This window comes from Streptomyces arenae, from assembly GCF_022343545.1.
GTDB classification, from domain to species: Bacteria; Actinomycetota; Actinomycetes; order Streptomycetales; family Streptomycetaceae; genus Streptomyces; species Streptomyces humi.
Genome location: NZ_JAKQYH010000090.1, coordinates 220,526 through 246,853, shown reverse-complemented (window position 1 = coordinate 246,853; position 26,328 = coordinate 220,526). Strand labels below are relative to the sequence as shown.

The following is a 26,328-nucleotide window of genomic DNA, read 5'->3' as shown; positions in this document are numbered from 1 at the left end:
GTTGTGTGTGGCTGGTCGCGCAGTTCCCCGCGCCCCTAAAGGGGCGCTTGTACTACCGCCAACAGAGAGCCCGGCTGCACCTGTTGGCCTACGGTCACCCTCAGTTCGCTCAGTGTCCCTGTCGCCGGTGCGGTGATCTGGTGCTGCATCTTCATCGCCTCCAGCCAGAGGAGGGGCCGGCCGGCCTCCACCGTCGACCCGACCTCAAGGCCCTCCGCCACCCGTACGACCGTTCCCGGCATCGGTGCCAGCAGGGAGCCCGGTGCCAGCTGGGCCTTGGCGTCGGGGAAGCGGGGCAGGGCGGTGAGGGCGGTGTTGTTGACGTGGATCTCGTCGCCGTACCGGGCCACCTCGAACCTGCGGTGGACGCCGTCGATGTCGAGGACGACGAGACGCGCGTCCGTGTGCACGATCCGTACGCCGTCCGCCGTGAGGCCCCCGCGGGTGTGCCGGTAGTGGACCTCGTGTTCCTCGCCGGCCATCAGGTAGCGCTTGGTCTGCGGCTGCGAGGGCAGGTTGCGCCAGGCGCCGAAGCGGGAGCGGCCGTGGGTGTCGGCCAGGGCGGCGGCGAGGGGGGCGTGCGGATCGGGGGCGGGCGGGGTCAGTTCCGGGAGGTGGCGGTCGTAGAAGCCGGTGTCCATGCGGGCGGTCGTGAACTCCTGGTGGCGCAGGGAGCGGACCAGGAGGTCGCGGTTGGTGGTGGGGCCGTGCAGGGTGGTGCGGTCGAGCGCGTGCGCCAGCTTGCGCAGCGCCTCGGCGCGGGTGGGGGCGTGTGCGACGACTTTCGCGAGCATCGGGTCGTAGTGGACGCCGATCTCGTCGCCGTCGGTGTAGCCGGTGTCGAGGCGGACGCCGGCGGGCACGGCGAGGCGGTGCAGGGTGCCGGTCTGAGGCGCCCAGTCGTGGGCGGGGTCCTCGGCGTAGAGGCGGGCCTCGACGGCGTGGCCGCGTGCGGGCGGCGGGTCGAGGGGGAGGGCGTGGCCCTCGGCGACGCGCAGCTGTTCCGCGACCAGGTCGATGCCGAACACGGCCTCGGTGACGGGGTGTTCCACCTGGAGGCGGGTGTTCATCTCCAGGAAGTGCGGCTTTCCGTCGGCGACGAGGAACTCGACGGTGCCCGCGCCGACGTAGGCGACGGCGCGGGCGGCGCGTACGGCCAGCGCGTACAGCTCTTTCACGAGCCCGTCGGGGAGCCCTGGCGCCGGTGCCTCCTCGATGACCTTCTGGTGCCTGCGCTGGAGGGAGCAGTCGCGGGTGCCCAGCGGCCACACGGTGCCGTGGGTGTCCGCGAGGATCTGTACCTCCACATGGCGGCCGGACTCCAGGTACGGCTCGACGAACACCTCGCCGTCGCCGAAGGCGCTCGCGGCCTCGGCGCGGGCGCCCTCCAGGGCGGCGGCCAGTTCGTCGAGGCGGCGCACGACGCGCATACCGCGTCCGCCGCCGCCCGCGGCGGCCTTCACCAGGACCGGCAGGTCGGACGCGGTGACCTCGCCGAGCGGTGCGATGCCCATCAGTTCCTTGGCGCGGGTCTTGGACGCCATGGCCTCGATGGCCTCGGGTGGCGGCCCGATCCAGGCCAGGCCGGCGTCGAGGACGGCGCGTGCGAAGTCGGCGTTCTCGGAGAGGAAGCCGTACCCGGGATGCACGGCGTCCGCGCCGGCGTCCACGGCGGCCTTCACCACCAGGTCGCCGCGGAGGTAGGTGTCGGCGGGCGTGGCGCCCGGCAGCCGTACCGCGGTGTCGGCCACGCGCGCGTGCAGTGCGTCCCGGTCGGCGTCGGAGTGCACGGCGACGGTGGCGATGCCGAGATCGGCGCAGGTGCGGAAGATCCGGCAGGCGATCTCGCCGCGGTTGGCGACCAGCAGGGTCGTGATCACGTGATCCCTCACATCCGGAAGACGCCGAAGCCGCCCCGCGCGCCTTCGTAGGGGGCGGTGTGGATGGCGGACAGGGCAAGGCCGAGGACGGTACGGGTGTCGCGCGGGTCGATGACGCCGTCGTCGTAGAGCCGCCCGGACAGGAACATCGGCAGCGACTCTGACTCGATCTGCTGCTCGACCATGGCGCGCAGGGCCGCGTCGCCCTCCTCGTCGTACGGCAGGCCCTTGGCGGCGGCCGACTGGCGGGCGACGATCGACAGGACGCCGGCGAGCTGCTGCGGGCCCATGACGGCCGACTTGGCGCTGGGCCAGGCGAACAGGAACCGGGGGTCGTAGGCGCGTCCGCACATGCCGTAGTGCCCGGCGCCGTAGGAGGCGCCCATGAGGACGGAGATGTGCGGGACGCGGCTGTTGCTGACCGCGTTGATCATCATCGCGCCGTGTTTGATGATCCCGCCCTGCTCGTACTCCTTGCCGACCATGTAGCCGGTGGTGTTGTGGAGGAACAGCAGGGGGATGTCGCGCTGGTTGGCGAGCTGGATGAACTGGGCGGCCTTCTGCGACTCAGCGGAGAACAGGACGCCCTGGGCGTTGGCGAGGATGCCGACGGGGTAACCGTGCAGGCTCGCCCAGCCGGTGGCGAGGCTCGTCCCGTACAGCGGCTTGAACTCGTCGAAGTCGGAGGCGTCGACGAGCCGGGCGATCACCTCGCGCGGGTCGAAGGGGATCCTGAGGTCGCCGGGGACGACGCCCAGCAGTTCCTCGGGGTCGTACTTGGGCGGTTCGGCGGGTCCGGGGTCGGGGTGGGCCTTGCGGTGGTTGAGGCGAGCGACCACCCGGCGGGCCTGGCGCAGCGCGTCCGGTTCGTCGACGGCGAAGTAGTCGGCGAGGCCCGACACGCGCGCGTGCATCTCGGCGCCGCCCAGGGACTCGTCGTCGCTCTCCTCGCCGGTCGCCATCTTCACCAGGGGCGGTCCCCCGAGGAAGACCTTGGCGCGTTCCTTGACCATGATCACGTGGTCGGACATGCCGGGGATGTAGGCGCCGCCCGCGGTCGAGTTGCCGAAGACGACGGCGACGGTGGGGATGCCGGCGGCCGAGAGCCGGGTCAGGTCCCGGAAGATGGCGCCGCCCGGGATGAAGATCTCCTTCTGCGACGGCAGGTCGGCGCCGCCGGACTCGACCAGGCTGATGCAGGGCAGCCGGTTGGCGAGGGCGATGTCGTCGGCGCGCAGGGCCTTCTTCAGCGACCAGGGGTTGCTGGCGCCGCCGCGCACGGTCGGGTCGTTGGCCGTGATCAGGCACTCCACGCCCTCGACCACCCCGATCCCGGTGACGAGCGAGGCGCCCACGGCGTAGTCGCTGCCCCAGGCGGCCAGCGGCGACAGCTCCAGGAAGGGTGTGTCCGGGTCGAGGAGCAGTTCGATGCGCTCGCGGGCGAGGAGCTTGCCGCGCTGACGGTGCCGTGCCACATATTTCTCGCCGCCGCCCGCGAGGGCCTTGGCGTGTTCGGCCTCCAGGTCGGTGAGCTTGGCGAGCATGGCGTCGCGGTTGGCCCGGAAGTCGGGCGCGTTCGTGTCGAGGGTGGTCTCGATGACCGTCACAGCAGGGCCTCCGGGATGTCCAGGTGGCGGGAGCGGAGCCATTCGCCGAGGGCCTTGGCCTGGGGGTCGAAACGGTGCTGGGCGGCGACCCCCTGGCCGAGGATGCCCGCGACGGTGAAGTTGAGGGCGCGGAGGCCGGGAAGGACGTGCCGGGTGACCGTCAGTCCGCCGGTCTCGGGCAGCAGCCGGCGGAACGCGTCGACGGTCAGGGTGTGCGCGAGCCAGCGCCAGGCCTCCTCGGAGCGCACCCAGACGCCGACGTTGGCGCTGCCGCCCTTGTCCCCGCTGCGGGCCCCGGCGACGAGTCCGAGCGGCGCCCGCCGGGTGGGCCCGGCCGGGTACGGCTCGGGCAGCGGCGGTTCCGGCAGGTCCTGGAGTACGAGGGTGTCCTGGGCCGGCGGCACAGGAGTCCGCCGGCCGTCGTGGAGGACGGCCACATGAGGCACCTCCTCCTGGGGGACGTACCCGTCCTCGAAGACCCCATAGGGCGCGCCCTTGCCAGGTGGCGCGAGCACATGGAAGCCGGGATAGCTGGCGAGGGCCAGTTCCACGGCGGCGCCGCTCAGTGCCCGGCCGACGGCGTCCTGGCCGGGGTCCCGCACGACGAGCCGGAGCAGGGCGCTGGCCGTCTCCTCGGTGTCCGCGTCGGGCCGGTCCGTGCGGACCAGCTCCCACCGGACCTCGGCCGGCGGCGACTTGGCGAGCGCTTCGGTCATCTGCTCCCGCACCAGTGCGGCCTTCGCCTCGATGTCGAGGCCGGTGAGCACGAAGACGACCTCGTTGCGGAAGCCGCCGAGCCGGTTGCGCCCGACCTTGAGGGTGGGGGGCGGCGCCTCGCCCCGGACGCCCTCGATCCGTACCCGGTCGGGGCCGTCCTGGCGCAGCCGGACCGTGTCGAGGCGGGCGGTGACGTCCGGACCCGGGTAGCGGGCACCGCCGGTCTCGTAGAGGAGCTGGGCGGTCACCGTGCCGACGTCGACCAGGCCGCCGGTGCCGGGGTGCTTGGTGATGACGCAGCTGCCGTCCTCGTGGACCTCGGCGAGCGGGAAGCCGGGCCGCCGCAGGTCCCGGCCCGCGTCGCCCGCCGCGGCGAAGAAGGCGTAGTTGCCGCCGGTGGCCTGGGTCCCGCACTCCAGGACGTGCCCGGCGACCACGGCACCCGCGAGCCGGTCGTACGCGTCAGGACCCCAGCCGAAATGGGCGGCGGCGGGCCCGGTGACCAGGGCCGCGTCGGTCACCCGCCCGGTGACCACGATGTCGGCGCCCGCCCGCAGGCACTCGGTGATCCCGAAGCCGCCGAGGTAGGCGTGGGCGGCGAGGCTGCCGGGGTGGGCGGCGGTGAGGTCGTCGCCCTCCACATGTGCGACGCGCACAGGGATGCCGAGCCGGTCGGCCAGTTTCCGTACGGCGTCGGCGAGTCCGGCGGGGTGGAGACCGCCCGCGTTCGTGACGATCCGCACGCCCCGCTCCCGGGCGAGACCCAGGCAGTCCTCCAGCTGGCGCAGGAAGGTGCGGGCGTATCCGGCACCGGGGTCCTTGAGGCGGTCGCGGCCGAGGATGAGCATGGTCAGCTCGGCGAGGTAGTCGCCGGTGAGGACGTCGAGTTCGCCTCCGGTCAGCATCTCGCGCATCGCCTCGAAGCGGTCGCCGTAGAAACCGGAGGCGTTGCCTATGCGGAGGGTCACGCCGGGCCGCCGTTCGGAGGGCCGGACTTCGGGCCGCCGGACTTCGGGCCGCCGGACTTCGGGCCGCCGAACTTCGGGCCGCCGGACTTCGGGCCGCCGGACTTCGGCGTGCGGCCGGGGCCGGGTGGGCCCGCGAAGGCCTGGGCGATGTCCAGCCAGCGGTCGGCGTCCGGTCCGACGGTGTCCAGCGCGAGGTCGGCGCGGTGGGCGCGCTGGGTGACCAGGAGACAGAAGTCGAGGGCGGGGCCGGTGACGCGGTCGTCGGCGTCCTCGGGCCCATACGTCCACAGCTCGCCGGACGGCGCGGTCAGCTCGACGCGGAACTCCTCGAACGGCACGGGCAGTCCGTGCACACCGAAGGCGAAGTCGCGGGTGCGGACGCCGAGGCGGACGATGTGCCGGAGCCGGTCGGTCGGGGTACGGGTGACCCCCACCGCGTCCGCGATGTCCAGGCCGTGCGCCCAGGTCTCCATGAGCCGGGCGGTGGCCATGGAGGCGACCGCCATGGGCGGGCCGTACCAGGGGAAACGTGCCCGTGGGGGAGCGGTGCGCAGCGCCTCCGCCAGGGCCCGGCGGCCGGCCCGCCAGTCCCTCAGCAACTGCCCGGACGGCTTGGCCGCGCCCTCCTCCGCCCCGTTGTCCACGAAGTCCCCGGGCTGGGCGAGGGCCTGCTCGACCTCGCGCGCGAAGGCGTCCTGGTCGGTCACGGCCAGCAGGGAGGAGTGGTCGGTCCAGGCGAGATGGGCGATCTGGTGGGCGACGGTCCAGCGCGGCGCGGGGGTGGGCAGGGCCCACTGCTCGGTTCCCAACCCGGCCACCAGCCGGTCGAGTTCCTCGCTCTCCGCACACAGGTCGTCGATGACGGGCGTCGGATCGGACATGGGGAGGAGCATGGCAGCGCAACCAGAAACAATCAAGCGTGCTTGCATTAATTCCGGAGGGGCCCGAGCCGAGTGGTCCTTGGTGACATCCGGGGTGACCCTGGGGCATTCCTTGGGTCGGCCCGGCGTGGCAACGGCGGCCCTATGCCCTATGTTCGATGCGAACATCCGGCGATGGAGTGATGTGTGAGGCGTACGGGGCGTGCGGAGGACTGATGAACCGGCCGTGGGGGCGCAGGCGACGGCCTTCGTAGCGCCCCCGACGAGCGGTCACCCGACGGACGCGGGGGCCGCGGGTACGGGGGCCGCGGATGCGGGGGCCGCGGATGCGGGGGTCGAGGGCAGGGTTCCGCGTGAACTCCCGCGCTTCTGGCCCCTTTTCCTGGTGGCCGCCGCCGTGTTGCCCGGTACCGGCCTCTTCCTCCTCGGCCAGGGCGTGAGCAAGGCCGCGTTGCAGGCCTGGCAGACGGTGTGTCTCGCGGTGATCGTGCAGGCGACGCCGTTCCTGCTGCTCGGTACGGCACTGTCGGGGGCGATCAACGCGTTCGTACCGGAGCGGGTGTTCACCCGGCTGCTGCCCAAGCGGCCCGCGCTGGCCGTGCCCGTCGCCGGGATCGCGGGGGTGGTGCTGCCGGGGTGCGAGTGTGCGTCGGTGCCGGTGGCGGGCAGCCTGATCGGGCGCGGGGTCACCCCGGCCGCCGCGTTCGCGTTCCTGCTCTCCGCGCCCGCCATCAACCCGGTGGTGCTGACCGCCACCGCCATCGCGTTCCCCGGCACCCCCCTCATGGTGCTGGCCCGGCTGGTCGCCTCGCTGGTCACCGCGGCCGTGATGGGCTGGCTGTGGCTGTGGCTGGGCCGGGAGGAGTGGCTGCGGCCCGCCGTCCGGCACACCGGGCACCAGCCGGGGCACCGCCGGTGGACGGAGTTCCGGCGCGCCTTCCAGCACGACTTCCTTCAGGCGGGCGGCTTCCTGGTGGTCGGCGCCATGGCCGCGGCCACCTTCAACGTGGCCGTACCGCGCTCGGTGCTGGACACCTTCTCCGGTTCGCCCTGGCTGTCGGTGCTGTTCCTGGCGGCACTGGCGGTCATCCTCGCGGTGTGCTCGGAGGCGGACGCGTTCGTGGCGTCGTCGCTCACCGGCTTCTCGCCCACCGCCCGGCTGGCCTTCATGGTGGTCGGGCCCATGGTCGACCTGAAGTTGATCGCCCTCCAGGCGGGCACGTTCGGGCGGGCCTTCGCGGCCCGTTTCTCGGCGGCCACGACGGTCGTCGCGGTCCTGTGCGCGGTGCTGGTAGGAGGGGTACTGCTGTGAGACGTCCGCTCCAGGTGACCCTGCTGGTCCTCAGCGGTCTGGGCCTGCTGCACTCCGCCCTCTTCACCGACGTGTGCCTGCGGTACGTCAAGCCGGGCATGCGGCCGCTGCTGATCGCGTCCGGGTTCGTGCTGCTGGTGCTGGGCATCGCGGAGGCGGCGGCACGGGAGGGCACGAAGGGACACGGAAGACATGGGGGCCACGCACACGGTGACGGTTCGGCTCACGGGCACGACCACTCGGCTGTCCCCCGGGTCGCCTGGCTGCTTCTGCTGCCCGCGTTGAGCCTGCTCTTCTACGCCCCGCCGGCGCTCGGCGCGTACACCGCCTCCCGGCAGCCCGCGAAGGTGGTGGCGGCGCAGGACAGCTTCGATCCGCTGCCGAAGACCTCACCGCTGCCCATCACGCTCACGGATTTCACCACCCGTGTGCAGCAGGACCGCACGCTCGCCATCAAGGGGCGGACGGTGCGGATGAGCGGCCTGGTCACGCCCGTCGCCGGAGGCGGCAGCTGGAATCTGACGCGGATCATCATCTCCTGCTGCGCCGCCGACGCGCAGTCAGTGAAGGTACGGATCTACAGCAACGGCGTGCCGCCCGCCAACACCTGGGTGTCGGTCACCGGGAACTGGCATCCCGGCGGGAAGCTGGGCACGAGGTCCGCGCCGGTCGCGCTGGACGCGGAGACCGTGAAGAAGATCCAGCGCCCGTCGAACGGTTATCAGGACGCGCTGCCGTTCCCCTCCGGCTGAGAGCTCGCCACCGCCTCCGGCCGCACACCGGCCACCTGCTCCTGCTCCTGCTCCTGTTGGGCGCCGACGACCTGCTCCGGCTGGGCGCCGGGCACCGCCACGGGCTCCGCGTGCGGGCCGCCCGCCGGCCGGTTGCCACCGCGGCCCACCTGGCTGCGAACCGCGCCGATGCTCGCCGCGATGACGAGGGCGATGGCGGCCGCCTCGGTGGCCGTCAGGGCCTGGTCGAGGATGAGGAAGCCGGCCGTGGCGGCGATGGCCGGTTCCAGGCTCATGAGGACGGCGAAGGTATGGGCGGGCAGCCGCCGCAGCGCGAGGAGTTCGAGGGTGTAGGGCAGCACGGAGGAGAGGATCGCGACCGACGAGCCGAGGGCGAGGGTGGTCGGATCGAGGAGCCTGGTGCCGGCGTCGGCGATGCCCAGCGGGAGGAACAGCAGGGCTGCGACCGCCATGGCCAGGGCGAGGCCGTCGGCCTGCGGGAAGCGGCGGCCCGTCCGGGCGCTGAAGATGATGTAGGTGGCCCACATGGCGCCGGCCGCCAGGGCGAGGACGACGCCTATGGGGTCGAGGCCGCCGAACCCTCCGCCGCCGAGGAGGAAGACACCACTCAGCGCCAGGCCCGCCCAGAGCACGTTGATGAGGCGTCGGGAGGCCAGCACGGACAGGGCCAGCGGGCCCAGGACCTCGAGGGTGACGGCGGTGCCCAGCGGGATGCGGTCGACGGCCTCGTAGAACAGGCCGTTCATGGCGCCCATGGTGATGCCGAAGACGACGACCGTCCCCCAGTCGGTACGGGAGTGGCCGCGCAGCCGGGGCCGGCAGACGACGAGCAGCACCACGGCGGCGGCGAACAGCCGCAGCGCCACCACGCCGAGCGCGCCCGCCCTGGGCATCAGGGTCACCGCGATGGCGGCGCCGAACTGCACGGAGATCCCGCCGGCCAGCACCAGCCCGACAGGACCGAGCGAGCCGAGCCGGCCCGGGCTCGCCGTGGCGGCGGACGTGGACACGGAGGTGGACGTCGACTGCGGGGTGCTGGGGGTGGTCACGGGCGTTCCAGAGGGCTCGTCGTTCATTGCGATGCACTGTCCAGTCCAGGGTAATAGACTCGGACAGGCGCGTGAACCCTTTATGGAACTGTCCCTGACACCGTCCTGGATGCTGAGATGCGACGGCTCCGGCGGGGCGGCGGCTCAGATACCCGGCCAGGGTTCCTCGTCGCGGAACAGGGGGCGGCCGTCGGAGAGGGTGGTGGGCAGGGCCGTCCCGTGGTCGACCTCTGTGGGGACCGCCTCCACATAGCCCGCATCCATGTGGGGAACCCCCTGGTGGGGAGCACCCATGTGGGGCCCACCCACATGGGGCGCACCCATGTGGGCCTCGTACATGGGCTGGGGCCATAGCCCCGCGGCCGCGTACACGTCGTAGTCGTACATGTTCCCGTACGGCTGCTGGTAGGCGTAGCCGCCGACGCCGTCGGCCTGCGCCCCCGCGTAGGAGACCTGCGGCGCGGGCTGCTGGGCCGGTGGGGCGGTGTGTTCGGCGAACAGGGGCAGGCGCAGTTCGCCGGTGTCCATGATCGCGTTGTTCTGCGAGCGGTGCAGCCGGGAGTAGGCGCCGCCGCGGGCGAGGAGTTCGTCGTGGCGGCCGGTCTCGACGATGCGGCCCCGGTCGACGACGAGGATGCGGTCGGCGTCGGGGGCGAGGTTGAGGTCGTGCGTGATCATGATCGTGGTACGGCCGGTCATCAGGCGGCGCAGCGGTTTGACGACGCGGCGCGCGACCATCGAGTCCAGGCCGGTGGTCGGTTCGTCGAGGACCAGGACGGGGGCGTCGCGCAGGATGGCGCGGGCGATCGCCAGGCGCTGGAGCTGTCCGCCGGAGAGCCGGGCCGAGTTGGGGTCGACCTTGGTGTCGTAGCCGTCGGGGAGCCGGACGATGAAGTCGTGCGCGTCGGCGGCCTTCGCCGCGTCCTCGATGGCCTGGTCGCTGGCGCCGGGGCGGCCGCAGGCGATGTTGGCGCGCACGGTGTCGTGCAGGACCAGGGTCTCCTGGGGCAGCAGGGTGATGTACTCGCGCAGCCGGGCCAGCGGGAAGTCACGGATGGGGACGCCGTCCAGGAGGACCTCGCCGCTGTCCGGGTCGTAGAAGCGGAGCAGCATCTTGGAGACGGTGGACTTGCCGGCGCCGCTGGGGCCGGTGATGATCACGAGTTCGCCGGGGCTGACGGTGAAGGAGAGACCCTCCAGGGCGGTCCTGTCGGCGCCGGGGTAGCGGAAGCCGACGTCCCGGACCTCGATGGCGCCGTCGGGCCGGCCGGAGTCGGTGCCGGTGCGCGGGTCGGTCACCGAGGGCCGCACGTCGAGGATCTCGATCAGCCGTTCGGCGCCCGCGGTGGCGGCGGTGATGGTGAGGCCCAGCTGGGCGAGGCCGCGCACCGGCGGGTAGAGGTAGCCGAGGAAGGCGGAGAAGGCGAGGAGCTGGCCGAGGGTCATACGGCCGGTGGAGATCTCCCAGGCGCCGATGCCGATCACCGCGAGGACGCAGACGGTCTCGATGACCTGGACGAGTTGTTCGTAGGCTTCGTTGAGGCGGGTGGAGCGGACGGAGGCACGGAACCAGGCGCTCGCCTCCTCGTTCAGCCGGCGGCGTTCGGCGTCCCGGCGGTCGTAGGCCTGGGTGAGCACGATGTTGCCGAGGGACTCCTCGACGACGGACGTGATCGCGCCGTCGGCGACCCGGCCCTCGCGGGACACGTCCTTGATGGAGCCGGAGAAGCGGCGGGCGGCCAGCCAGAACAGCGGGGCGAGGACGAAGGTGGCGGCTGCCAGGTCCCAGCGCAGCCAGAACGCGGCGGCGGCGTAGAAGATGGCGCTGAACAGGGCGGACGCGGCACCGACCAGGCCGGACACGACCAGGGTCTCGATGGCGTCGACATCGCTGGTCAGACGGGAGAGCAGGTCGCCCTGACGGTGGCGCTGGAAGAAGTGCGGGGGCAGTTGCTGGACGTGGTCGAAGACGTGTTCCCGCAGCCGCATCACGAAGCGTTCGGTGGTCCAGGCGGCCAGGGAGTTGCCGGCGTACGCGACGATCGCGCCGACGATCGCGATGCCCAGCCATTTGGTCGCCGGGCTCCAGAAGGCGCTCAGCGAGCCCTTCTGGAGGGCGTGGTCGGTGAGGTCGCTGAAGAGGAGGATGGCCTCGGTCTCGGCGAGCGCGGCGATCACCGTGCACACCCAGACGATCACCAGCCAGCCGCGCAGGCCCTTGGTCAGCGGCCAGAAGCGGCGGAAGGCGGTGCGGGACGGGATGGTGGGCGTGTACTCGTCGTCGTCCTCGTACTCGTCGTCCGCGTCGTCCGTATTGCCCGCGTATTCCGAGTCGTCGACTCCGTAGTCGTATTCCTTGCCGTCACTCTCCTTCAGGTGCATTTCACACTACCTCCGCTCTCCGCCGCCGGAATTTCTGGAATTCAGGGAGTGAAAAAGGACCGACGGCGAACCGTCGGTCCTTTCTACAGCTGCCTCAGTTGTCCTGACCCGGGCCCTGGATGGGCTTCGGGGCCGGCTTCGGGGCCCGCTTCTTGGGCTTCGGCGGCGGCGGGGGCAGCTGCTTCTTGGGCTTGGGGGGCAGCGGGGCGAGCTTCTTGAGGCTCATTCCGACTCCTTGAGAGTTCGAAGTGCAAGTGGTGCGGGATGGTACGAGAATTCTCTTGGGCAACGTACGGGGATTTCGGATCGTCATCCTCGGCAATCCCCGCCGCCCGACACCGATGAACTTACACGGCCCAGATCCCAAGCAACGGCAAAGTCGGCTCGCCAACGGCAAACAGGTGCTGTGAATACCTGGGTAACAGCTGTATAACGGCCCCGAACCTGAGAGTTTTCTTATGAAGCTGAGAGCCAGCTTATGAAGCGGCGCCGCGGCGGCCCATGTACAGGGCGAACGCCTGGTGGAGCAGTCTGTTGAGCGGGCGGTCCCACTCCCCCAGGTACTCGACGGCCTCCCCGCCCGCGCCCACCTTGAAGCGGAGCAGCCCCAGCAGGTGGTCGGTCTCCACGAGGGTGTCGGTGATGCCCCGGAAGTCGTAGACGGCGGCGCCCAGTTCGTGGGCGTCGGACATCATCCGCCACTGCATGGCGTTGTTGGGCTGGACCTCGCGCCTGCGGTCGGTGGAGGCGCCGTAGGAGTACCAGACGTGCTCGCCGACGGTGAGCATGGTCGCGGCGGCGAGGATCTCGCCGTCGTGGTGGGCGAGGTACAGACGCATCCGGTCGGGGTGCTCCGAGGTCAGCGCGGTCCACATGCGCTGGAAGTAGGAGAGGGGACGCGCGACGAAACGGTCGCGTTCGGCGGTCTCGGTGTAGAGGGTGTGGAAGGCGGGCAGGTCCTCGTATCCGCCGCGCACCACCTTGACCCCCGCCTTCTCGGCCTTCTTCACGTTGCGCCGCCACTGCTGGTTGAGGCCGCACCGGATGTCGTCCAACGACCGGCCGGCGAACGGCACCTGGAACACGTACCGGGGCTGGCCGGCGGCGAACCCCGCCGTCCCGTGCTCCTCCGGCTGCCGCCACCCCGTCCGGCGCAGCCGCTCGGCGAGACCGGCGGCGCCCGGTTCGTACGAGGTTGGCTCGGCGTCCCGCAGCCGCCGGACAGCGGGATCGGCGATGGCCTCCTTCACCGCCTCCGCGCTCCACCGCCGCACGACCACGGGCGGCCCCATCCTGACCGTGAACGCCCCGCGCCCCTTCAGGTACGCCAGCAGTGGATCGAGCCACCGCTCCAGCCGGGGGTCACCCCAGTCGATCACGGGCCCCTCCGGCAGGTACGCCAGGTACCGCCGCACCTTCGGCAACGCCCGCAGCAACACGAGTCCGGCCCCGACGATCCGCCCCTCGCCGTCGAACCACCCGAGGCTCTCCGCCTCCCAGTCCGGCTTGACGTCCCCCCAGGACGGCAGCTGCATATGGCTGACGGAGCGACGGGAACCGACGAAAGCGAGGTGCTCCGCACGGGAGACGGGCCGGAGACGGAGGGGGCCGACGGGGCTGGTGGCGACGGCTGCTGCTGTCATGCGCGGGGCTCCTCGGGACTGCGGGACCGATGACCCGACCAAGAACAACAGACACCCGCCGCTCGCGGACCCTTTCACCACCCCACCGAGAACGTGTCGCGGCCCGCCCCCTTCGAATCGCCGCCCCGCTGCCGTCTAGTCCTCCAGCGCCTCCGCGAGTACCTCCGCCAGGTGTCTTCCGCGTACCCCCGCCAGTTGCTCCAGCTGGGTCCGGCAGGAGAAGCCGTCCGCCAGGATCACCGTGTCCGGGGCCCTCTGCCGTACCGCAGGCAGCAGTTGTTCCTCCGCGCATGCTCTGGACACCTCGAAGTGGCCCTTCTCGAAGCCGAAGTTGCCGGCCAGGCCGCAGCAGCCGCCCACGAGGTCGCCGGTGAGGGCGGCGGCCTCACGGAGGCGGCGGTCGGGGGCGTCGCCCAGGACCGCGTGCTGGTGGCAGTGGGTCTGGCCGGTGACCAGGCGGTCCAGGCGGGGCGGGGTCCAGCCGGGGGCCAGACGCTCCAGTGCCTCCGCGAAGGTGAGCACCCGCGCGGCGAGACGGGCGGCCCGGGGGTCGTCGGGAAGCAGCTCCGGCAGGTCGCCGCGGAGAGCGGCGGCACAACTGGGCTCCAGGACGACGAACGGCGGCGCCGGGAACTCGCCCCCCGCTTCCGACGACGGGGACGGCTCCGACGCCAGTTCCGGTTCCGGCTGTAGGAACGGTTCCAGTAGGTCCAGTGTTCGGCGTAGCACCGTGCGGGCCTGGTCCAGTTGGCCCGTCGAGATGTAGGTGAGGCCGCAGCAGGCCCGGGTGCGGCGGGGGTTCCGTACGGACATGCCGTGGGCCCGCGGTGTGCCGTCGTCCGGCCGGCGTGTCTTCCGGCGCCGGGTCGGGAACGGGAGCAGTCCGATGCCCGCCGCCTCCAGTACCCGTACGGCCGCCCGGCCCACGGACGGGGACAGGTGCTCGGTGAAGGTGTCCGGCCAGAGGAAGGCCGCCCGGGCGGGGAGGTCCGGCCGGCGGCCCGCTCGTGCCTCCTCACGCCAGTCCTGGGTCCGCCGGTGCTGCCGGCGCCGCTCCCACCGGCTGAACGTCTCCCGTGCGAGGCGCGGGATCGTCCGCTCCGGTGCGATGCCGCCCAGGCGTCCGGCCAGTGCCGCCAGCGGTCGTACCGACGTGAGCGCGTTGACGACCGCCGCCGTGCGGGTGCGGTCCACCAGGCGCAGCCACACCGGCAGCCGGCCCATGCTGTAGTGGGACGCGGGCCGGCGCCGTCCCTCGTAGTGGTGGTGCAGGAACTCCGCCTTGTAGGTCGCCATGTCCACCCCGACCGGGCAGTCCGAGCGGCAGCCCTTGCAGGACAGGCAGAGGTCGAGGGCGTCCCTGACCTCCGTCGAGCGCCAGCCGTCCGTGACCAGTTCGCCCGCCAGCATCTCGTGCAGCAGCCGGGCCCGGCCGCGCGTCGAGTGCTCCTCCTCGCCCGTCGCCCGGAACGACGGGCACATGACGGACGGCCCGGACACCGCGGTGGTACGGCACTTGGCCACGCCCACGCAGCGGCGGACCGCCGCCGTGAAGTCGCCGCCGTCGGACGGGTAGCCGAAGGCCACGGACACCGGTTCGCGGGGCAGGGCGGCGAAGCGGAGATTCGTGTCCAGGGCGGCGGGGCGGACCAGCATGCCGGGGTTCAGCAGGTCGTCCGGGTCCCAGACGGCCTTCGCCCGCTCGAACAGCGCCACCGTCTCCGCCCCGTACATCCTGGGGAGGAGTTCGGCCCGGGCCTGGCCGTCCCCGTGCTCCCCGGAGAGCGAGCCGCCGTGTGCCACCACCAGGTCGGCGAGCTCCTCCGAGAACCGGCGGAAGCGGACCACACCGGGCTCGCTCAGCAGGTCGAAGTCGATACGGACGTGGATGCAGCCGTCGCCGAAGTGGCCGTAGGGAGTGCCGCGCAGCCCGTGGGCCGACAGCAGGCTCCTGAAGTCCCGCAGGTACGCGCCGAGACGGGCGGGCGGTACCGCGCAGTCCTCCCAGCCGGGCCACGCCTCGGTGCCGTCCGGCATCCGGGTCGCCGTGCCGGAGGCGTCCTCGCGGATGCGCCAGAGCGCGCGTTGGCCGGCCGGGTCGGTGACGACCCGTGCGTCGAGGACGTCCGCCGCCCGGACCACGGTCTCCGCACCCGCGCGTGCCTCCGCCGCCGTCTCGCCGCCCGTCTCCACGAACAGCCAGGCCGCGCCCCGTGGGAGTCCGGCGGGGTCGGGCACCAGGTCGGCGGCCATGCCCTCCACCGTCAGCGGCGCGTGGGCGAGCAGCCCGGCCGCGGCCTCCGCGGCCGCGGTCTCGTCGGCGTACCCGAGGACGGCCAGGGCACGCGCGCGGGGTGACTCGACCAGGCGCACGGTTGCCTCGGTGAGGACGGCCAGGGTGCCTTCGCTGCCGCAGAAGGACCGGGCGACGTCGGCCGCCTTCTCGGGCAGCAGCGCGTCCAGCGCGTACCCGGAGATCCGGCGGGGCAGTTCCGGGAAGCCGGTGCGCAGCCGGGCCAGGTCGCCGGCCACCAGCTCCCGCAGCCCGTCCGGGGCACCGGCCCAGTCCCGCCCCAGCCGCAGCCGCAGCCCCCGTGCGGTGATCACGTCCAGTTCGCGCACGCTGTCCGCGGTGGTGCCCCAGGCCACGCTGTGCGAGCCGCAGGAGTTGTTGCCGATCATCCCGCCGAGCGTGCAGCGGCTGTGGGTGGAGGGGTCGGGTCCGAAGCGCAGCCCGTGCGGGGCGGCGGCCTCCTGGAGCCGGTCCAGGACCAGCCCCGGCTGGACGACGGCCGTACGGGTGGCCGGGTCCAGGCCGACCAGGCGGTTCATGTGCCGGGTGAAGTCCAGCACCACGCCGGTGCCGGTGGCCTGTCCGGCGATGGACGTGCCCCCGCCGCGCGCGACCACCGGCACCCCGTGGCCGCGGCACACCTCCAGTACGGCCGCCACGTCGTCCGCGTCCCGGGGGGCCACCACCGCGGCGGGGACCCGCCGGTAGTTGGACGCGTCCATGGTGACCAGGGCCCGGGCCGTGACGCCGAAGCCGACCTCACCCCGGACGGCAGCCCGCAGTTCCGTCTCGAGTCCCGCCAGATCCGTCATGCGTCCAGGATGCATCCGATCACTCACAGTCACGGATCTTTTTCCACAACCACGCCAATATCGTCGTACAACCTCACAAGTCCAGGGCTTGGCGATCTTGTCTCATCGAACGGACACGGTTCCATCCCGTTTCACCCAACGGCTACCCTCCGACTCGTGGCTGACATCCAGATTCCTGCTGACATCAAGCCCGCGGACGGTCGGTTCGGCGCGGGTCCCTCCAAGGTGCGGGTGGAGGCGCTGGACGCGCTGGCCGCCACCGGTACGTCCCTCCTCGGTACCTCCCACCGCCAGGCCCCGGTGAAGAACCTGGTCGGCCAGGTCCGCGAGGGCATCAGCGCCCTCTTCTCCCTCCCGGACGGCTACGAGGTCGTCCTCGGCAACGGCGGCTCCACCGCCTTCTGGGACGTCGCCACCCACGGACTGATCGACAGCAAGTCGCAGCACCTGAACTTCGGCGAGTTCTCGTCCAAGTTCGCCAAGGCGGCCAAGCTCGCCCCCTGGCTGGCCGAGCCCACCGTGATCGCCTCCGACCCGGGCACCCACCCGGAGCCGCGGGCCGAGGCCGGTGTCGACGTGTACGCCTTCACGCACAACGAGACCTCGACCGGTGTCGCCATGCCGATCAAGCGGGTCGCGGGTGCCGACGAGGGCGCGCTGGTCCTCGTGGACGCGACGAGCGGCGCCGGCGGTCTCCCGGTCGACGTCACCGAGACCGACGTCTACTACTTCGCCCCGCAGAAGTCCTTCGCCTCCGACGGCGGCCTGTGGATCGGCGTCTTCTCCCCGGCCGCCATCGAGCGCGCGGAGCGTGTCCACGCGTCCGGCCGCCACGTCCCGGAGTTCTTCTCGCTCCCCACGGCGATCGACAACTCCCGCAAGAACCAGACGTACAACACCCCGGCCCTGGCCACCCTCTTCCTGCTGAACCAGCAGCTGGAGTGGCTCAACGGGCAGGGCGGCCTGGCCTTCTCCACCGGCCGCACCAAGGACTCCTCGACCCGCCTCTACACCTGGGCGGAGGAGTCGAAGTACGCCACCCCGTTCGTCTCCGACCCGGCCAAGCGGTCCCAGGTCATCGGCACGATCGACTTCGCCGACGAGATCGACGCGGCCGCCGTCGCCAAGGCACTGCGCGCCAACGGGATCGTCGACACCGAGCCCTACCGCAAGCTCGGCCGCAACCAGCTCCGCGTCGCGATGTTCCCGGCGATCGACCCGGCGGACGTCGAGGCGCTGACGAAGTGCATCGACTACGTCATCGAGAAGCTGTAGCGGCAGCGCGCCGCCCCGGCGGCAACTCCCGTAACAAGCTGCTGGTTTACCCGGAAGGCATCAGCAAGGCAAAGCCTTCCGCGTGCCGTTGAGTCCCCTTCGTCGCACACCGGACACTGTGTGCCCCATGCGCCCCCGCCGGGCCGTGCGACGAAGGAGATCCACGCGTACATGAACAGACCGATACCGGGCACCGTCGAGGTGGCGGTGCGCCACATCCTCAGCGACAAGGTCACCGGCTTCCTCGTCCGCACCCGCAGCATCACCTGGAAGGACAGCGTCTTCCGGGTGCGCCGCCCGGGGACCGGCAAGCAGACCGTGGAGCTCACCTGCCCCGTCTGCGACGCGTCCCTGCTGGCCGAGGTCCGCACCGAGGCCCGCGCCCGCCGGACCAGGATCGTGCTGCGCGTCCTGGCCGTCCTCTGCGTGATCGTCTTCTTCGCGGCCCTGGCCTACGCCGTCCACGAGGGCGGCAGGACCCTGCCCGAGGGCCAGTCGCTGCCGGCCCTGTTCCCGATCAGCATCGTGGCGGTCTTCGTCACGTTCGCCGTGACTCCCGTGCTCTTCATCCACGGCCGTGTCCACAACGGCGTCAGCCTGCTGGACGCCCCCAAACCGCGCCGCAGGCACAGCCTCAGGCCGGTGAAGGGCTGAGGCCCCAGCACGGCGAGGGGCGCCCGGTGATCACCGCGGGCGCCCCCGCGCCCCTGGCGGTCACCGCGGGCCCCCGGTGCCGTCACTCCTCGATGAGCTTCCGGTACGCCTTGGCGTCGAGCAGCCCGTTGGAGGAGGCGCCGCCCTTGGTCCTGATCTTGATGAGCCACACCCCGTAGGGGTCGTCGTTGACGTCCTCGGGGCTGTCGACGGCGTCCTGGTTGATCTCGACGACCTCGCCGGCGACCGGGCTGAACAGGTCGGACGCCACCTTGACCGATTCCACCACACCGAAGGGCTGCCCGGCCTCGGCCTTCCTGCCGACCTCGGGCAGGTCGAAGAAGACGAGGTCACCGAGGTTCTTCTGGGCGTGGTCGGTGATGCCGACGGTCGCGATGCCGTCGGCACCGGTGTGGACCCACTCGTGGTCCTCGGTGTAGCGGAGTTCGTCGGGCACGTGGGACATGGCTCAGGGCTCCTTCGGCGGTCGCGGTGCGATCGGGAACAGCCTGACCCCAGGGAACCGCACATCCCCGCATTTCAGGCGCCACGGTCCACCAAGCAGGTGACGGCCCGTCACGTCCGGGCCCGGCACACCGCCTCAGGTCGCCGTGCAGCTCACGACCGGCACGGCACCGCCACCCGGCGCGCCCCCGAAGCCGAGGCTCGCCGAGCCGCCGGCCGGGATCGCCCCGTTGTGCGCGGCGTTCACGGCGGTGACCGTCCCGCCGCTCTGCGTGTACGACGCGTTCCACATGTTCGTCACCTGCTGCGCCCCGCTCCACGTCCAGCTCACGCGCCACGAACCGATCGCCGTGGTACCGGTGTTGACGACCGTGACGGCGGCGTTGAAGCCGCTCCCCCAGTCGCTGGTGACGGCATAGGAGGCCGCGCAGGAGGCGGACGTGCCCCCGCCGCCACCTCCCCCGCCGCTCCCGCCGCCGGTGCCCGGGAACAGCGGCGCCTTGACGCTCGCCAGGTACCCGTCCTTCACGGTGTCCACGGTCGCCCAGTCGTCCTTCAGGATCCCGCCCGTGTCACCGGAGTTCGGGTTCCACGACCAGAAGGTCCACTGGAAGGAGTCGGCCCCGTACGTCGAGGTCGGACGCAGGTAACTCACCAGCGCGGCCAGCCACTTCTGGTCCACGGTGGAGGCGAGCGTGGTACCGAACTCGCCCACCCACACCGGGGCGATGTCCTGCTTGAAGATGTAGCCCCAGTACGAGTCCCACACGCCGGGCATGTTGGCCGGGAACGACGGATCGCTGAACCAGCTCTGCTGGGCCACGCTGGTGGCGTAGTCGTGGGCCGAGTACACCACCCGGTTCGCCACGTCGAGCTGCACCGGATATCGCGCGACACCCATCAGGTTGCCGCCCCACCAGCCCGACACCCCGTTGAACGTCTGCACGCCCTCGACGAAGACCAGCAGCTCCGGGTTGACGGAGAGGACGGCGTTCCCGGCCCGCTGGGCGGCCAGCCGCCAGTCGACGGAGACGTCACCGCAGCCCCAGCAGGCCGGATCGTGCGGCTCGTTGTGGAGGTCGATGCCGATGACGGTCGGGTCGGACGCGTACCGCGCCGCGAGTGCCTTCAGGTCGGCGATCCACGTCGACTCGGGGACCGCCGACGTGTACCAGAGCGCCGACTGGCCGCCGGCGTCCGGGCGGTGCCGGTCGAGGATGACCTTGAGGCCGTCCTGGCCGGCGTACGCCACGATCCTGTCCATGATCTGGAGCGAGTTCAGGCCCTGGAGGTCGGCGTTCTTGCCGTTGCTGAAGTCGATGCTGTTGGGGACGGTCGAGCTCCTGAAGATGTCGTCGCTGTAGGGCAGCCGGATGGTGTTGTACCCCAGCGACCTCATCTGGTCGATCATGCTCTTGTAGTCGCGCGACCAGAGGCCGTGCGCCACGTAGTTGGCGGTCTCGAAGCCGAACCAGTTGATCCCGGCGATCCGGACCGGCTGCCCGGCCGCGTCCAGGATCTGCCGGCCGCTGGTGTGCCAGTACCCCGCCCCCGGGGCGGTCGCCGCGTGCGCGGAGGTCACCGCACCGGCCAGGGGCAGGAGGAGCGCGGCGGCTGCGGCACACAGCGCCCTGCGCAGGCTGCGTAAGCGGAACATGGGCCCGTTCCTCTCGGAGTCTCACGGAGTCTCGCTCGGGAGCACGGCCCGGAACGGCATGGGAGCGCTCCCATACACCGCGCACCTCCCAGGAAACTGACACACCACCGTCACGTCAAGACGTACGGCAGACCGGGGGTGTCAGGGGCGGGGGCCCGAGGGGCGGCGCAGGCGTCGCAGGGCGAAGAAGGCGAGGGCGACGGCGCCGACGGCCAGGGCGCCGAGCTTCACTCCGCCGGACGCCGGGCTGCCGCTGTCGTCGCCGTTCCCCGAAGTCCCGTTGCCGGAGGACGACTTGTCGGACCCGCCGGGCGCGGCCTCGGCCTGTACCGGGCTGTCGGCGCCCTCGCTCCCGTACATCAGCCTGGTCCCGTCGGGTGAGTAGGTGACCGACTCGCCCTGCTTCTGGAGCGGCACGTCCAGCCGCCCCTTCCGCTTGATCGCCCCGCCGTTCCAGTCGTAGTAGATCCCGCCGAAGTAGCCGCGGACGGCGAGCTGCCGGCCGTCGGGCGAGAAGGCGGCGTCGGTGGCCCAGAGGTCGACGGTGGCGACGGGCCTGAAGACGTTCGTGCCCGAGGCGGAGAGGGTGGCCGGACCCTCGTAGAGGTGCCCGCCGTCCTCCTTCTTGTCGATGATGTAGACGCGCCCGGTCTTCGGGTGGACGGCGAGCGACTCGGCGTTGCGGGCGCCGTTCGCGTACTTGACGACGTACTGCGTGGCCCGCACGGTCTGGTCGACGAGCTTCTTCGGCTCGGGCAGCTTGTAGATCCAGACGTACGGCCAGCTGCCGTCGAGGTTGTCGCCGATGTCGCCCACGTAGATCTGGTTGTCGGGGCCGATGGAGATGGCCTCGACGTCCCGGGGTGTGCCGACCCCCTTGAGCGTGATCCTCGCGACGGTCTTCCCGGTGGCGCTGTCGACGGCGTAGATGTACGGGCCGTCACCGCTGTCGTTGTGCGTCCAGTAGACGCCGGGGTGGAGCCGGGACGCGGCGAGACCGCTGGACTCGGTGACACGCGGGTCCTTGATCGTGAACCCCTGGTCACCGGCCCCGTCCGCGGCGGCGGCGGGCGCGATGGCGAGGGCACCCGTGAGCAGGAGCCCGGCGAGGAGGGCGAGCGGTCGTCGGCGCATGGCCCAAGCCTGCCATCCCGCGGCGGATTCGATCACCGGGGACGGCGGGGACGCCCCCGGGACACGTGGTGGGCCTCACACCTCTCCCCGGCCCCTCCCCTCCCCGTGATCGTCCATCATGAGCGGATGCTCAGGTTCATGCCCGTCGGGGACTCGATGACCATCGGCAGCGCGGGCGAACACACCTGGCGGTACCGGCTGTGGCGGCACCTGTGCGCCACGTACGGCGGTCCGTTCACGCTGGTCGGCCCGCGCGAGACGCTGTACGACAAGGTGGCCGAGGCCCCGACCTCGTACGCCTACGCCGATCCCGACTTCCCCCGGGCCCACCTGGCCGGCTGGGGCGAGGGCTGGCAGCACATGGTCCCGCTGATCGGGGACGCGGTGCGGGCCCACCGTGCCGACGTCCTGCTGGTCTCCCTCGGCCTGATCGACCTGGGCTTCTACACGAACGCCGAGCAGACGGCGGCGAACGTGGAGTCCTTCGTGGCGGCGGCGCGGGCGGCGGACCCGCGGATCCGCATGGTGATACTGCCGGTGACCCCGAACATCAGGGCCGCCTCGGACGAGGCGTTCGCCGCCCAGGTCGACCGGTTCAACATGCTGCTCGGCAAGGCGGTCGCCGACCTGGACCAGCCCCGGTCGCCCCTGCTGCTGGCCTCGCCCCCGGAGTCGTACGACATCGACACGGACACCTACGACGGCACGCACCCGAACGCGAGCGGGGAGCACCGGATCGCGGGGGCGTTCGCGGAGGCGATGTGGCAGGGGTGGGGCGTGGGACAGCCGTACGAGGCGGGAACGGACTGACCGAAAACCGCCGTCGCCCGGTCACCGTGCGTATCGTTGAACCGCGCGGCCGCACTCGTGCGGAGGGCGGCCGGGGAGGAGCGCCAGGATGACCGTCCTCGAAGACAGGGTCGCGATGGCCAAGAGCGACGACGAGATCACGCTCGACGAGCTGTTCGAGCAGATCGAGAAGATGCCCGCCTTCGAGGGATACAAGGTCGAGATCGTCGAGGGGACCGTCTTCATGTCGCCACAGCGGGACACCCGCTGGGAGATCATCCTGGACATCGTCGAGCAACTACGGACCAAGTACCCCCGGAAGCGCGTCAAGTCCGACGTCCGTATCGACTACCCGGGGCACCTCAACGGGTTCGCGTCGGACGTGACGTTGATGGCCGAGGACGCCGCCAAGACGGACAGCGGGCTCTGGCGTCACCAGGGCGTCGAGTTCGTGGCCGAGGTCATCTCCAAGGGCACGGCGGCGAACGACTACGGCGCCAAGAAGGCCGCCTACGCCACGGCCGAGGTCCCCGTCTACCTGATCGCCGACCCCTACCAACGCCGCTGTCACGTCTACACCCACCCCAAGGGCGAGGACTACACGACCGAGACACGGGTCGCGTTCGGGACTGAGGTCGACCTCACGGGAACCGTTGTCGGCCTCACCCTGAGCACCGCCGAGTTCCCCACCGACTAGCCCTTCGCGCACGGCAGTTGGCAGGGTCCCTCGGTTAGGGTCGTGGGCGGCCCGGCCCCGTCGGCCGGGGCTGCCGTCGACGCGTGTGAAGGTGGTACCGGATGCTGGACTACGGGCTCGACACCTCTGTGCTGGACCGTGACCTCGCGCTGGCCGGCCTGGTGGCCGAGGGGGCCGAGCTCGACGCGCTGGTCTCGGCGCACGCCGACTGGACCGTCCCGACACCGGCCGCGGGGTGGACGGTCGCCCACCAGATCGCGCATCTCGCCGCGGCCGACGCGAACGTCATGACCGCCCTGCGGACGCCGGAGGCCTTCGACGCCGTGCTGAAGCGCGCCGAGGCCGGGGGCGGCGGGTACGCCGATCTCGAAGCCGCCGAGGGAGCGGCGAGGCCGCGGCCGGTGCTGCTGGAACAGTGGCGGGCCGGCCGGACCGAGGTGGTGGCAGCGCTCCGGGAGGCGCCCCTGGACCACGCATTCCCCTGGTACGGCTCGGAGTTGACCGCGACCCTCATGGCACCGCTCCGGCTGATGGAGGTGTGGGCCCACGGACAGGACGTCTTCGACGCGCTGGGGGTGTCGCGCCGTCCGACGGAGCACCTCAGGCAGGTGGCCGCCCTGGGCGTGATCGGCCGGGAACTGTCCTTCCAGGCCGCCCGGTCGACCCCACCCGCGGAGCCTTTCCGGGTCGAGCTGGCCGGTCCCGACGGCGGGCTCTGGGCCTGGGGTCCGGAGCGGGCGGCGCAACGGGTCCGGGGCGACGCCCTCGACTTCTGCCTCCTCGTCACCCGGCGCAGGCCGCTGGCCGGGACCGGCCTGACGGCGGTCGGCGAGGACGCGCGGAAGTGGCTGGAAGTCGCCCGCGTCTTCCTCTGAGCGCGCTGAGCGCACCGGCGGTCCCTGAGCGTCGGGGTCCCTCTTTTCCACAGGTCCTTGCCTAGAGCGCACTCCACGCCGTTGGCTGGGTGACCATGAAGTACACGCAGCTCGGACGTACCGGACTCAAGGTCAGCCGACTCGTCCTCGGCACCATGAACTTCGGCCCGCAGACCGACGAGGCCGACAGCCACGCGATCATGGACGCGGCGCTGGACGCGGGCATCAACTTCTTCGACACCGCCAACGTGTACGGCTGGGGTGAGAACAAGGGCCGTACCGAGTCCATCATCGGCAACTGGTTCGCCAAGAGCCCCGCGCACCGCGACAAGGTGGTCCTCGCCACCAAGGTGTACGGCAACATGGCCGCCGACGGCGACGCCTGGCCCAACCACGACAAGCTCTCCGCGCTGAACATCCGGCGCGCCGTGGACGCGAGCCTCAAGCGGCTCCAGACCGACCACATCGACGTCTACCAGTTCCACCACGTCGACCGCCGGACCCCCTTCGAGGAGATCTGGCAGGCCGTCGACGTGCTGGTGCAGCAGGGCAAGATCCTGTACGTGGGGTCGTCCAACTTCCCCGGGTACAAGATCGCCCAGGCCAACGAGATCGCCGCCCGGCGCGGCGGGACCATCGGCCTGGTCAGCGAGCAGTGCCTCTACAACCTCGCCGAACGGCGCGCCGAGATGGAGGTCGTCCCGGCCGCGCAGGACTACGGGCTCGGGGTGATCCCGTGGTCGCCGCTGCACGGCGGACTGCTCGGCGGCGTGATCAAGAAGGAGGTGGAGGGCGGGCGCCGGGCCGGTGGCCGGGCCGCCGACGCCCTCGCCAACACCTCCCTGCGCGCCCAGGTGCAGGCCTACGAGGACCTGCTCGACAAGCACGGGGTGGAGCCGGGCGAGGCCGCGCTGGCGTGGCTGCTGACCCGCCCGGGAGTCACCGGCCCGATCGTCGGCCCGCGCACCGCCGAACAGCTCGCGTCCGCGCTGCGGGCCGTGGAGCTCGAACTCAGCGAGGAACTGCTGACCGGCCTGGACGAGATCTTCCCGGGCCCGGGCCCGTCACCGGAGGCCTTCGCCTGGTAGTCCCGGGCAGGGGTGAGCGCCCCCGTAGGGGCGCTGGGGGCACCCCCGGCCGAAGGCTGGGGGGAGGAACTGCGCGACCGGCCACGGACGGCCCGCGGCCGACGACGAACGGCCGGCCGCAGTTCCCCGCCGCCCCTCACTCACCGCATGGCGGAAGCACTCACCGCATGGCGGAAGCCACCGCTACCACCACGAACAACAGCACAAGCGCACCGGCCATGATCCGGTTCCGGGTCTTCGGGTCCACCCTCCGAGCCTAACCGCCCGCTCCGAGCACCCACCGGTCGACCACCTCGTACCGCGGCTGTTCCCCCGGCACCCCCGACGTCGGCAGGCTGCTGCGCACCAGCGCCAGCTCCCCCACCGTCCAGGTCCGGCTCGCGAACTCGGCGAGCAGGGCGACGTACGGCCGCACGTCCACCGCCTCCCGGCTCCTGGCCACCGTCAGGTGGGCCCGGTAGCGGCGGTGCTCCCCCATGGGCAGGCCCGCCTTCCGCGCCGCCGCCTCCGCCCGGTCGGCCAGCAGGCGCAGGGTGGCCAGGTCGCCGTCCGCCCCGGCCCACAGGGCCCTGCCATGCCCGAACTGCCCGCCGCCCGCGACGGCCAGCTCGAAGGGCGCGGTGCGGTGGGCCGCGCGGGCCAGCCGGTCCGACAGGTCCGGTACGACGCCGTCCTCGACCTCGCCGTAGAAGGCGAGCGTGTAGTGCCAGCCGGGCCGTCCGGTCCAGCGCAGCGCGTCCGCGTCCGGCAGCCGCCGCAACCGGTCGACCTCGGCGGCGAGTTCGGCGGCCACGTCGGCCGGGGGCAGCACGGCGGCGAAGAGTCTCATGCGGGCCAGCCTGCCATCATGGGCGGATGCGGATCACCATCAGAGAAGGCGGCCCCGACGACATACCCGCGATCCTCGCCATGCTCGACAGCTCCGTGGCGTGGCTGGTGGGCGAGGGGCGGACCGGACAGTGGGGGACGGCGCCGCTGTCGGAGAACCGGAAGACGGTGGAGTCGGTCGGCCGGTACATGGACGAGGGTGTGACCTACCTCGCCGAGGCCGACGGCGTCCCGGCCGCCACCCTGACCGTCACCGGCGCCCCCGGGGCCTATCTGGCGCATCTGCCGCCGCCCGGGGAGCCCGAGCGGTACATCCACTGGCTCGCCTCCGACCGCCGCTTCAAGGGCAACGGCGTCGGCAGCGCCCTGCTGGCGCACGCCGCCGAGGAGACCGGGCGGGCCGGGATCTCGCTGCTGCGGGTGGACTGCTACGCGGGCGCCGACGGCAAGCTGGTCCGGTACTACGAGGGCAACGGGTTCACCCGCACCGAGGCCTACACGCTCGCGAACGGCTGGCGCGGGCAGGTGCTGGCCCGGAGGGTGTAGTCCTCCGGGCCGACAGGCAACCTC

Annotated in this window: 22 protein-coding genes; 9 read left to right on the top strand and 13 right to left on the bottom strand. The window is 71.9% G+C overall.

From position 1 onward, the window contains the following. Positions 1 to 35 precede the first annotated feature (35 nt). From MB828_RS43170 to MB828_RS43155, 4 genes are read right to left on the bottom strand one after another with little or no spacing between them, the layout of a single operon-like run. Positions 36 to 1,880 carry an acetyl/propionyl/methylcrotonyl-CoA carboxylase subunit alpha gene (locus MB828_RS43170; protein ID WP_301652919.1) on the bottom strand — a complete coding sequence of 615 codons (1,845 nt, stop codon included), beginning with the start codon at positions 1,878 to 1,880 and terminating at the stop codon, positions 36 to 38. An 8-nt stretch (positions 1,881 to 1,888) separates the two neighbouring features. Further along, complete coding sequence (locus MB828_RS43165) at positions 1,889 to 3,487, bottom strand: acyl-CoA carboxylase subunit beta (RefSeq protein WP_133026626.1); 1,599 nt, start codon at positions 3,485 to 3,487, stop codon at positions 1,889 to 1,891. After that, the gene (locus MB828_RS43160; RefSeq protein ID WP_430381519.1) at positions 3,484 to 5,118 is read right to left on the bottom strand and encodes an acyclic terpene utilization AtuA family protein; all 1,635 of its coding nucleotides are present in this window, start codon (positions 5,116 to 5,118) and stop codon (positions 3,484 to 3,486) included. The genes MB828_RS43165 and MB828_RS43160 overlap by 4 nt, the downstream gene beginning before the upstream one ends. Before the next feature lie 50 nt (positions 5,119 to 5,168). After that, the gene (locus MB828_RS43155; protein ID WP_301652917.1) at positions 5,169 to 6,053 is read right to left on the bottom strand and encodes a TIGR03084 family metal-binding protein; all 885 of its coding nucleotides are present in this window, start codon (positions 6,051 to 6,053) and stop codon (positions 5,169 to 5,171) included. Between the two features lie 202 nt (positions 6,054 to 6,255). Here MB828_RS43155 and MB828_RS43150 point away from each other — a divergent pair, with 202 nt between their 5' ends. Then, complete coding sequence (locus MB828_RS43150; protein WP_301652916.1) at positions 6,256 to 7,365, top strand: permease; 1,110 nt, start codon at positions 6,256 to 6,258, stop codon at positions 7,363 to 7,365. Beyond that, positions 7,362 to 8,117: a TIGR03943 family putative permease subunit gene (locus tag MB828_RS43145; RefSeq protein ID WP_301652915.1), complete on the top strand. Its 756-nt coding sequence runs from the start codon at positions 7,362 to 7,364 to the stop codon at positions 8,115 to 8,117. The genes MB828_RS43150 and MB828_RS43145 overlap by 4 nt, the downstream gene beginning before the upstream one ends. On the opposite strand, the gene MB828_RS43140 is transcribed toward MB828_RS43145, so the two are convergent. The 5 genes from MB828_RS43140 to MB828_RS43120 all read right to left on the bottom strand — a co-directional run bounded on the left by MB828_RS43140 (position 8,087) and on the right by MB828_RS43120 (position 16,296). Beyond that, a complete protein-coding gene (locus MB828_RS43140) occupies positions 8,087 to 9,166 on the bottom strand; it encodes an EamA family transporter (RefSeq protein WP_301652914.1) in 1,080 nt (359 codons plus the stop codon). The genes MB828_RS43145 and MB828_RS43140 overlap by 31 nt on opposite strands. A gap of 144 nt (positions 9,167 to 9,310) precedes the next feature. Further along, positions 9,311 to 11,548 (bottom strand): ABC transporter ATP-binding protein, encoded by a 2,238-nt coding sequence (locus tag MB828_RS43135; protein WP_301652913.1) that lies wholly within the window; start codon positions 11,546 to 11,548, stop codon positions 9,311 to 9,313. 94 nt (positions 11,549 to 11,642) lie between these two features. Then, positions 11,643 to 11,774 carry a hypothetical protein gene (locus MB828_RS43130; protein WP_276207590.1) on the bottom strand — a complete coding sequence of 44 codons (132 nt, stop codon included), beginning with the start codon at positions 11,772 to 11,774 and terminating at the stop codon, positions 11,643 to 11,645. A gap of 250 nt (positions 11,775 to 12,024) precedes the next feature. Beyond that, positions 12,025 to 13,191, bottom strand: a complete 1,167-nt coding sequence (locus MB828_RS43125) for a lipid II:glycine glycyltransferase FemX (protein ID WP_301652912.1) — start codon at positions 13,189 to 13,191, stop codon at positions 12,025 to 12,027. Between the two features lie 135 nt (positions 13,192 to 13,326). Further along, on the bottom strand, positions 13,327 to 16,296 hold the full coding sequence (locus MB828_RS43120; protein WP_301652911.1) for an FAD-binding and (Fe-S)-binding domain-containing protein: 2,970 nt from the start codon (positions 16,294 to 16,296) through the stop codon (positions 13,327 to 13,329). A gap of 156 nt (positions 16,297 to 16,452) precedes the next feature. On the opposite strand from MB828_RS43120, the gene serC reads away from it, so the two are divergent. Both serC and MB828_RS43110 read left to right on the top strand, forming a co-directional pair. After that, the gene (serC, locus tag MB828_RS43115) at positions 16,453 to 17,571 is read left to right on the top strand and encodes a phosphoserine transaminase (protein ID WP_301652910.1); all 1,119 of its coding nucleotides are present in this window, start codon (positions 16,453 to 16,455) and stop codon (positions 17,569 to 17,571) included. Positions 17,572 to 17,742: 171 nt separating this feature from the next. Next, complete coding sequence (locus tag MB828_RS43110; protein ID WP_301652909.1) at positions 17,743 to 18,225, top strand: hypothetical protein; 483 nt, start codon at positions 17,743 to 17,745, stop codon at positions 18,223 to 18,225. 82 nt (positions 18,226 to 18,307) lie between these two features. Here MB828_RS43110 and gcvH read toward each other — a convergent pair whose 3' ends face one another. From gcvH to MB828_RS43095, 3 genes are all read right to left on the bottom strand, one after another. Further along, on the bottom strand, positions 18,308 to 18,691 hold the full coding sequence (gene gcvH / locus MB828_RS43105; RefSeq protein ID WP_301652908.1) for a glycine cleavage system protein GcvH: 384 nt from the start codon (positions 18,689 to 18,691) through the stop codon (positions 18,308 to 18,310). A gap of 135 nt (positions 18,692 to 18,826) precedes the next feature. Further along, complete coding sequence (locus MB828_RS43100; RefSeq protein ID WP_301652907.1) at positions 18,827 to 20,347, bottom strand: cellulase family glycosylhydrolase; 1,521 nt, start codon at positions 20,345 to 20,347, stop codon at positions 18,827 to 18,829. 141 nt (positions 20,348 to 20,488) lie between these two features. After that, positions 20,489 to 21,481, bottom strand: coding sequence for a WD40 repeat domain-containing protein (locus MB828_RS43095; protein WP_301652906.1), 993 nt, complete (start codon positions 21,479 to 21,481; stop codon positions 20,489 to 20,491). 126 nt (positions 21,482 to 21,607) lie between these two features. On the opposite strand from MB828_RS43095, the gene MB828_RS43090 reads away from it, so the two are divergent. From MB828_RS43090 to MB828_RS43075, 4 genes are all read left to right on the top strand, one after another. Next, a complete protein-coding gene (locus MB828_RS43090) occupies positions 21,608 to 22,291 on the top strand; it encodes a GDSL-type esterase/lipase family protein (protein ID WP_301652905.1) in 684 nt (227 codons plus the stop codon). An 88-nt stretch (positions 22,292 to 22,379) separates the two neighbouring features. Beyond that, positions 22,380 to 22,967: a Uma2 family endonuclease gene (locus tag MB828_RS43085; RefSeq protein WP_301652904.1), complete on the top strand. Its 588-nt coding sequence runs from the start codon at positions 22,380 to 22,382 to the stop codon at positions 22,965 to 22,967. Between the two features lie 101 nt (positions 22,968 to 23,068). Beyond that, positions 23,069 to 23,842: a TIGR03084 family metal-binding protein gene (locus MB828_RS43080; RefSeq protein ID WP_301652903.1), complete on the top strand. Its 774-nt coding sequence runs from the start codon at positions 23,069 to 23,071 to the stop codon at positions 23,840 to 23,842. Positions 23,843 to 23,937: 95 nt separating this feature from the next. Beyond that, positions 23,938 to 24,930, top strand: a complete 993-nt coding sequence (locus MB828_RS43075) for an aldo/keto reductase (RefSeq protein WP_301652902.1) — start codon at positions 23,938 to 23,940, stop codon at positions 24,928 to 24,930. Between the two features lie 256 nt (positions 24,931 to 25,186). Here MB828_RS43075 and thpR read toward each other — a convergent pair whose 3' ends face one another. After that, positions 25,187 to 25,759, bottom strand: coding sequence for an RNA 2',3'-cyclic phosphodiesterase (gene thpR, locus MB828_RS43070; RefSeq protein WP_301652901.1), 573 nt, complete (start codon positions 25,757 to 25,759; stop codon positions 25,187 to 25,189). 26 nt (positions 25,760 to 25,785) lie between these two features. Here thpR and MB828_RS43065 point away from each other — a divergent pair, with 26 nt between their 5' ends. Beyond that, complete coding sequence (locus MB828_RS43065; protein WP_133026644.1) at positions 25,786 to 26,304, top strand: GNAT family N-acetyltransferase; 519 nt, start codon at positions 25,786 to 25,788, stop codon at positions 26,302 to 26,304. The last annotated feature ends 24 nt before the right edge of the window (positions 26,305 to 26,328 follow it).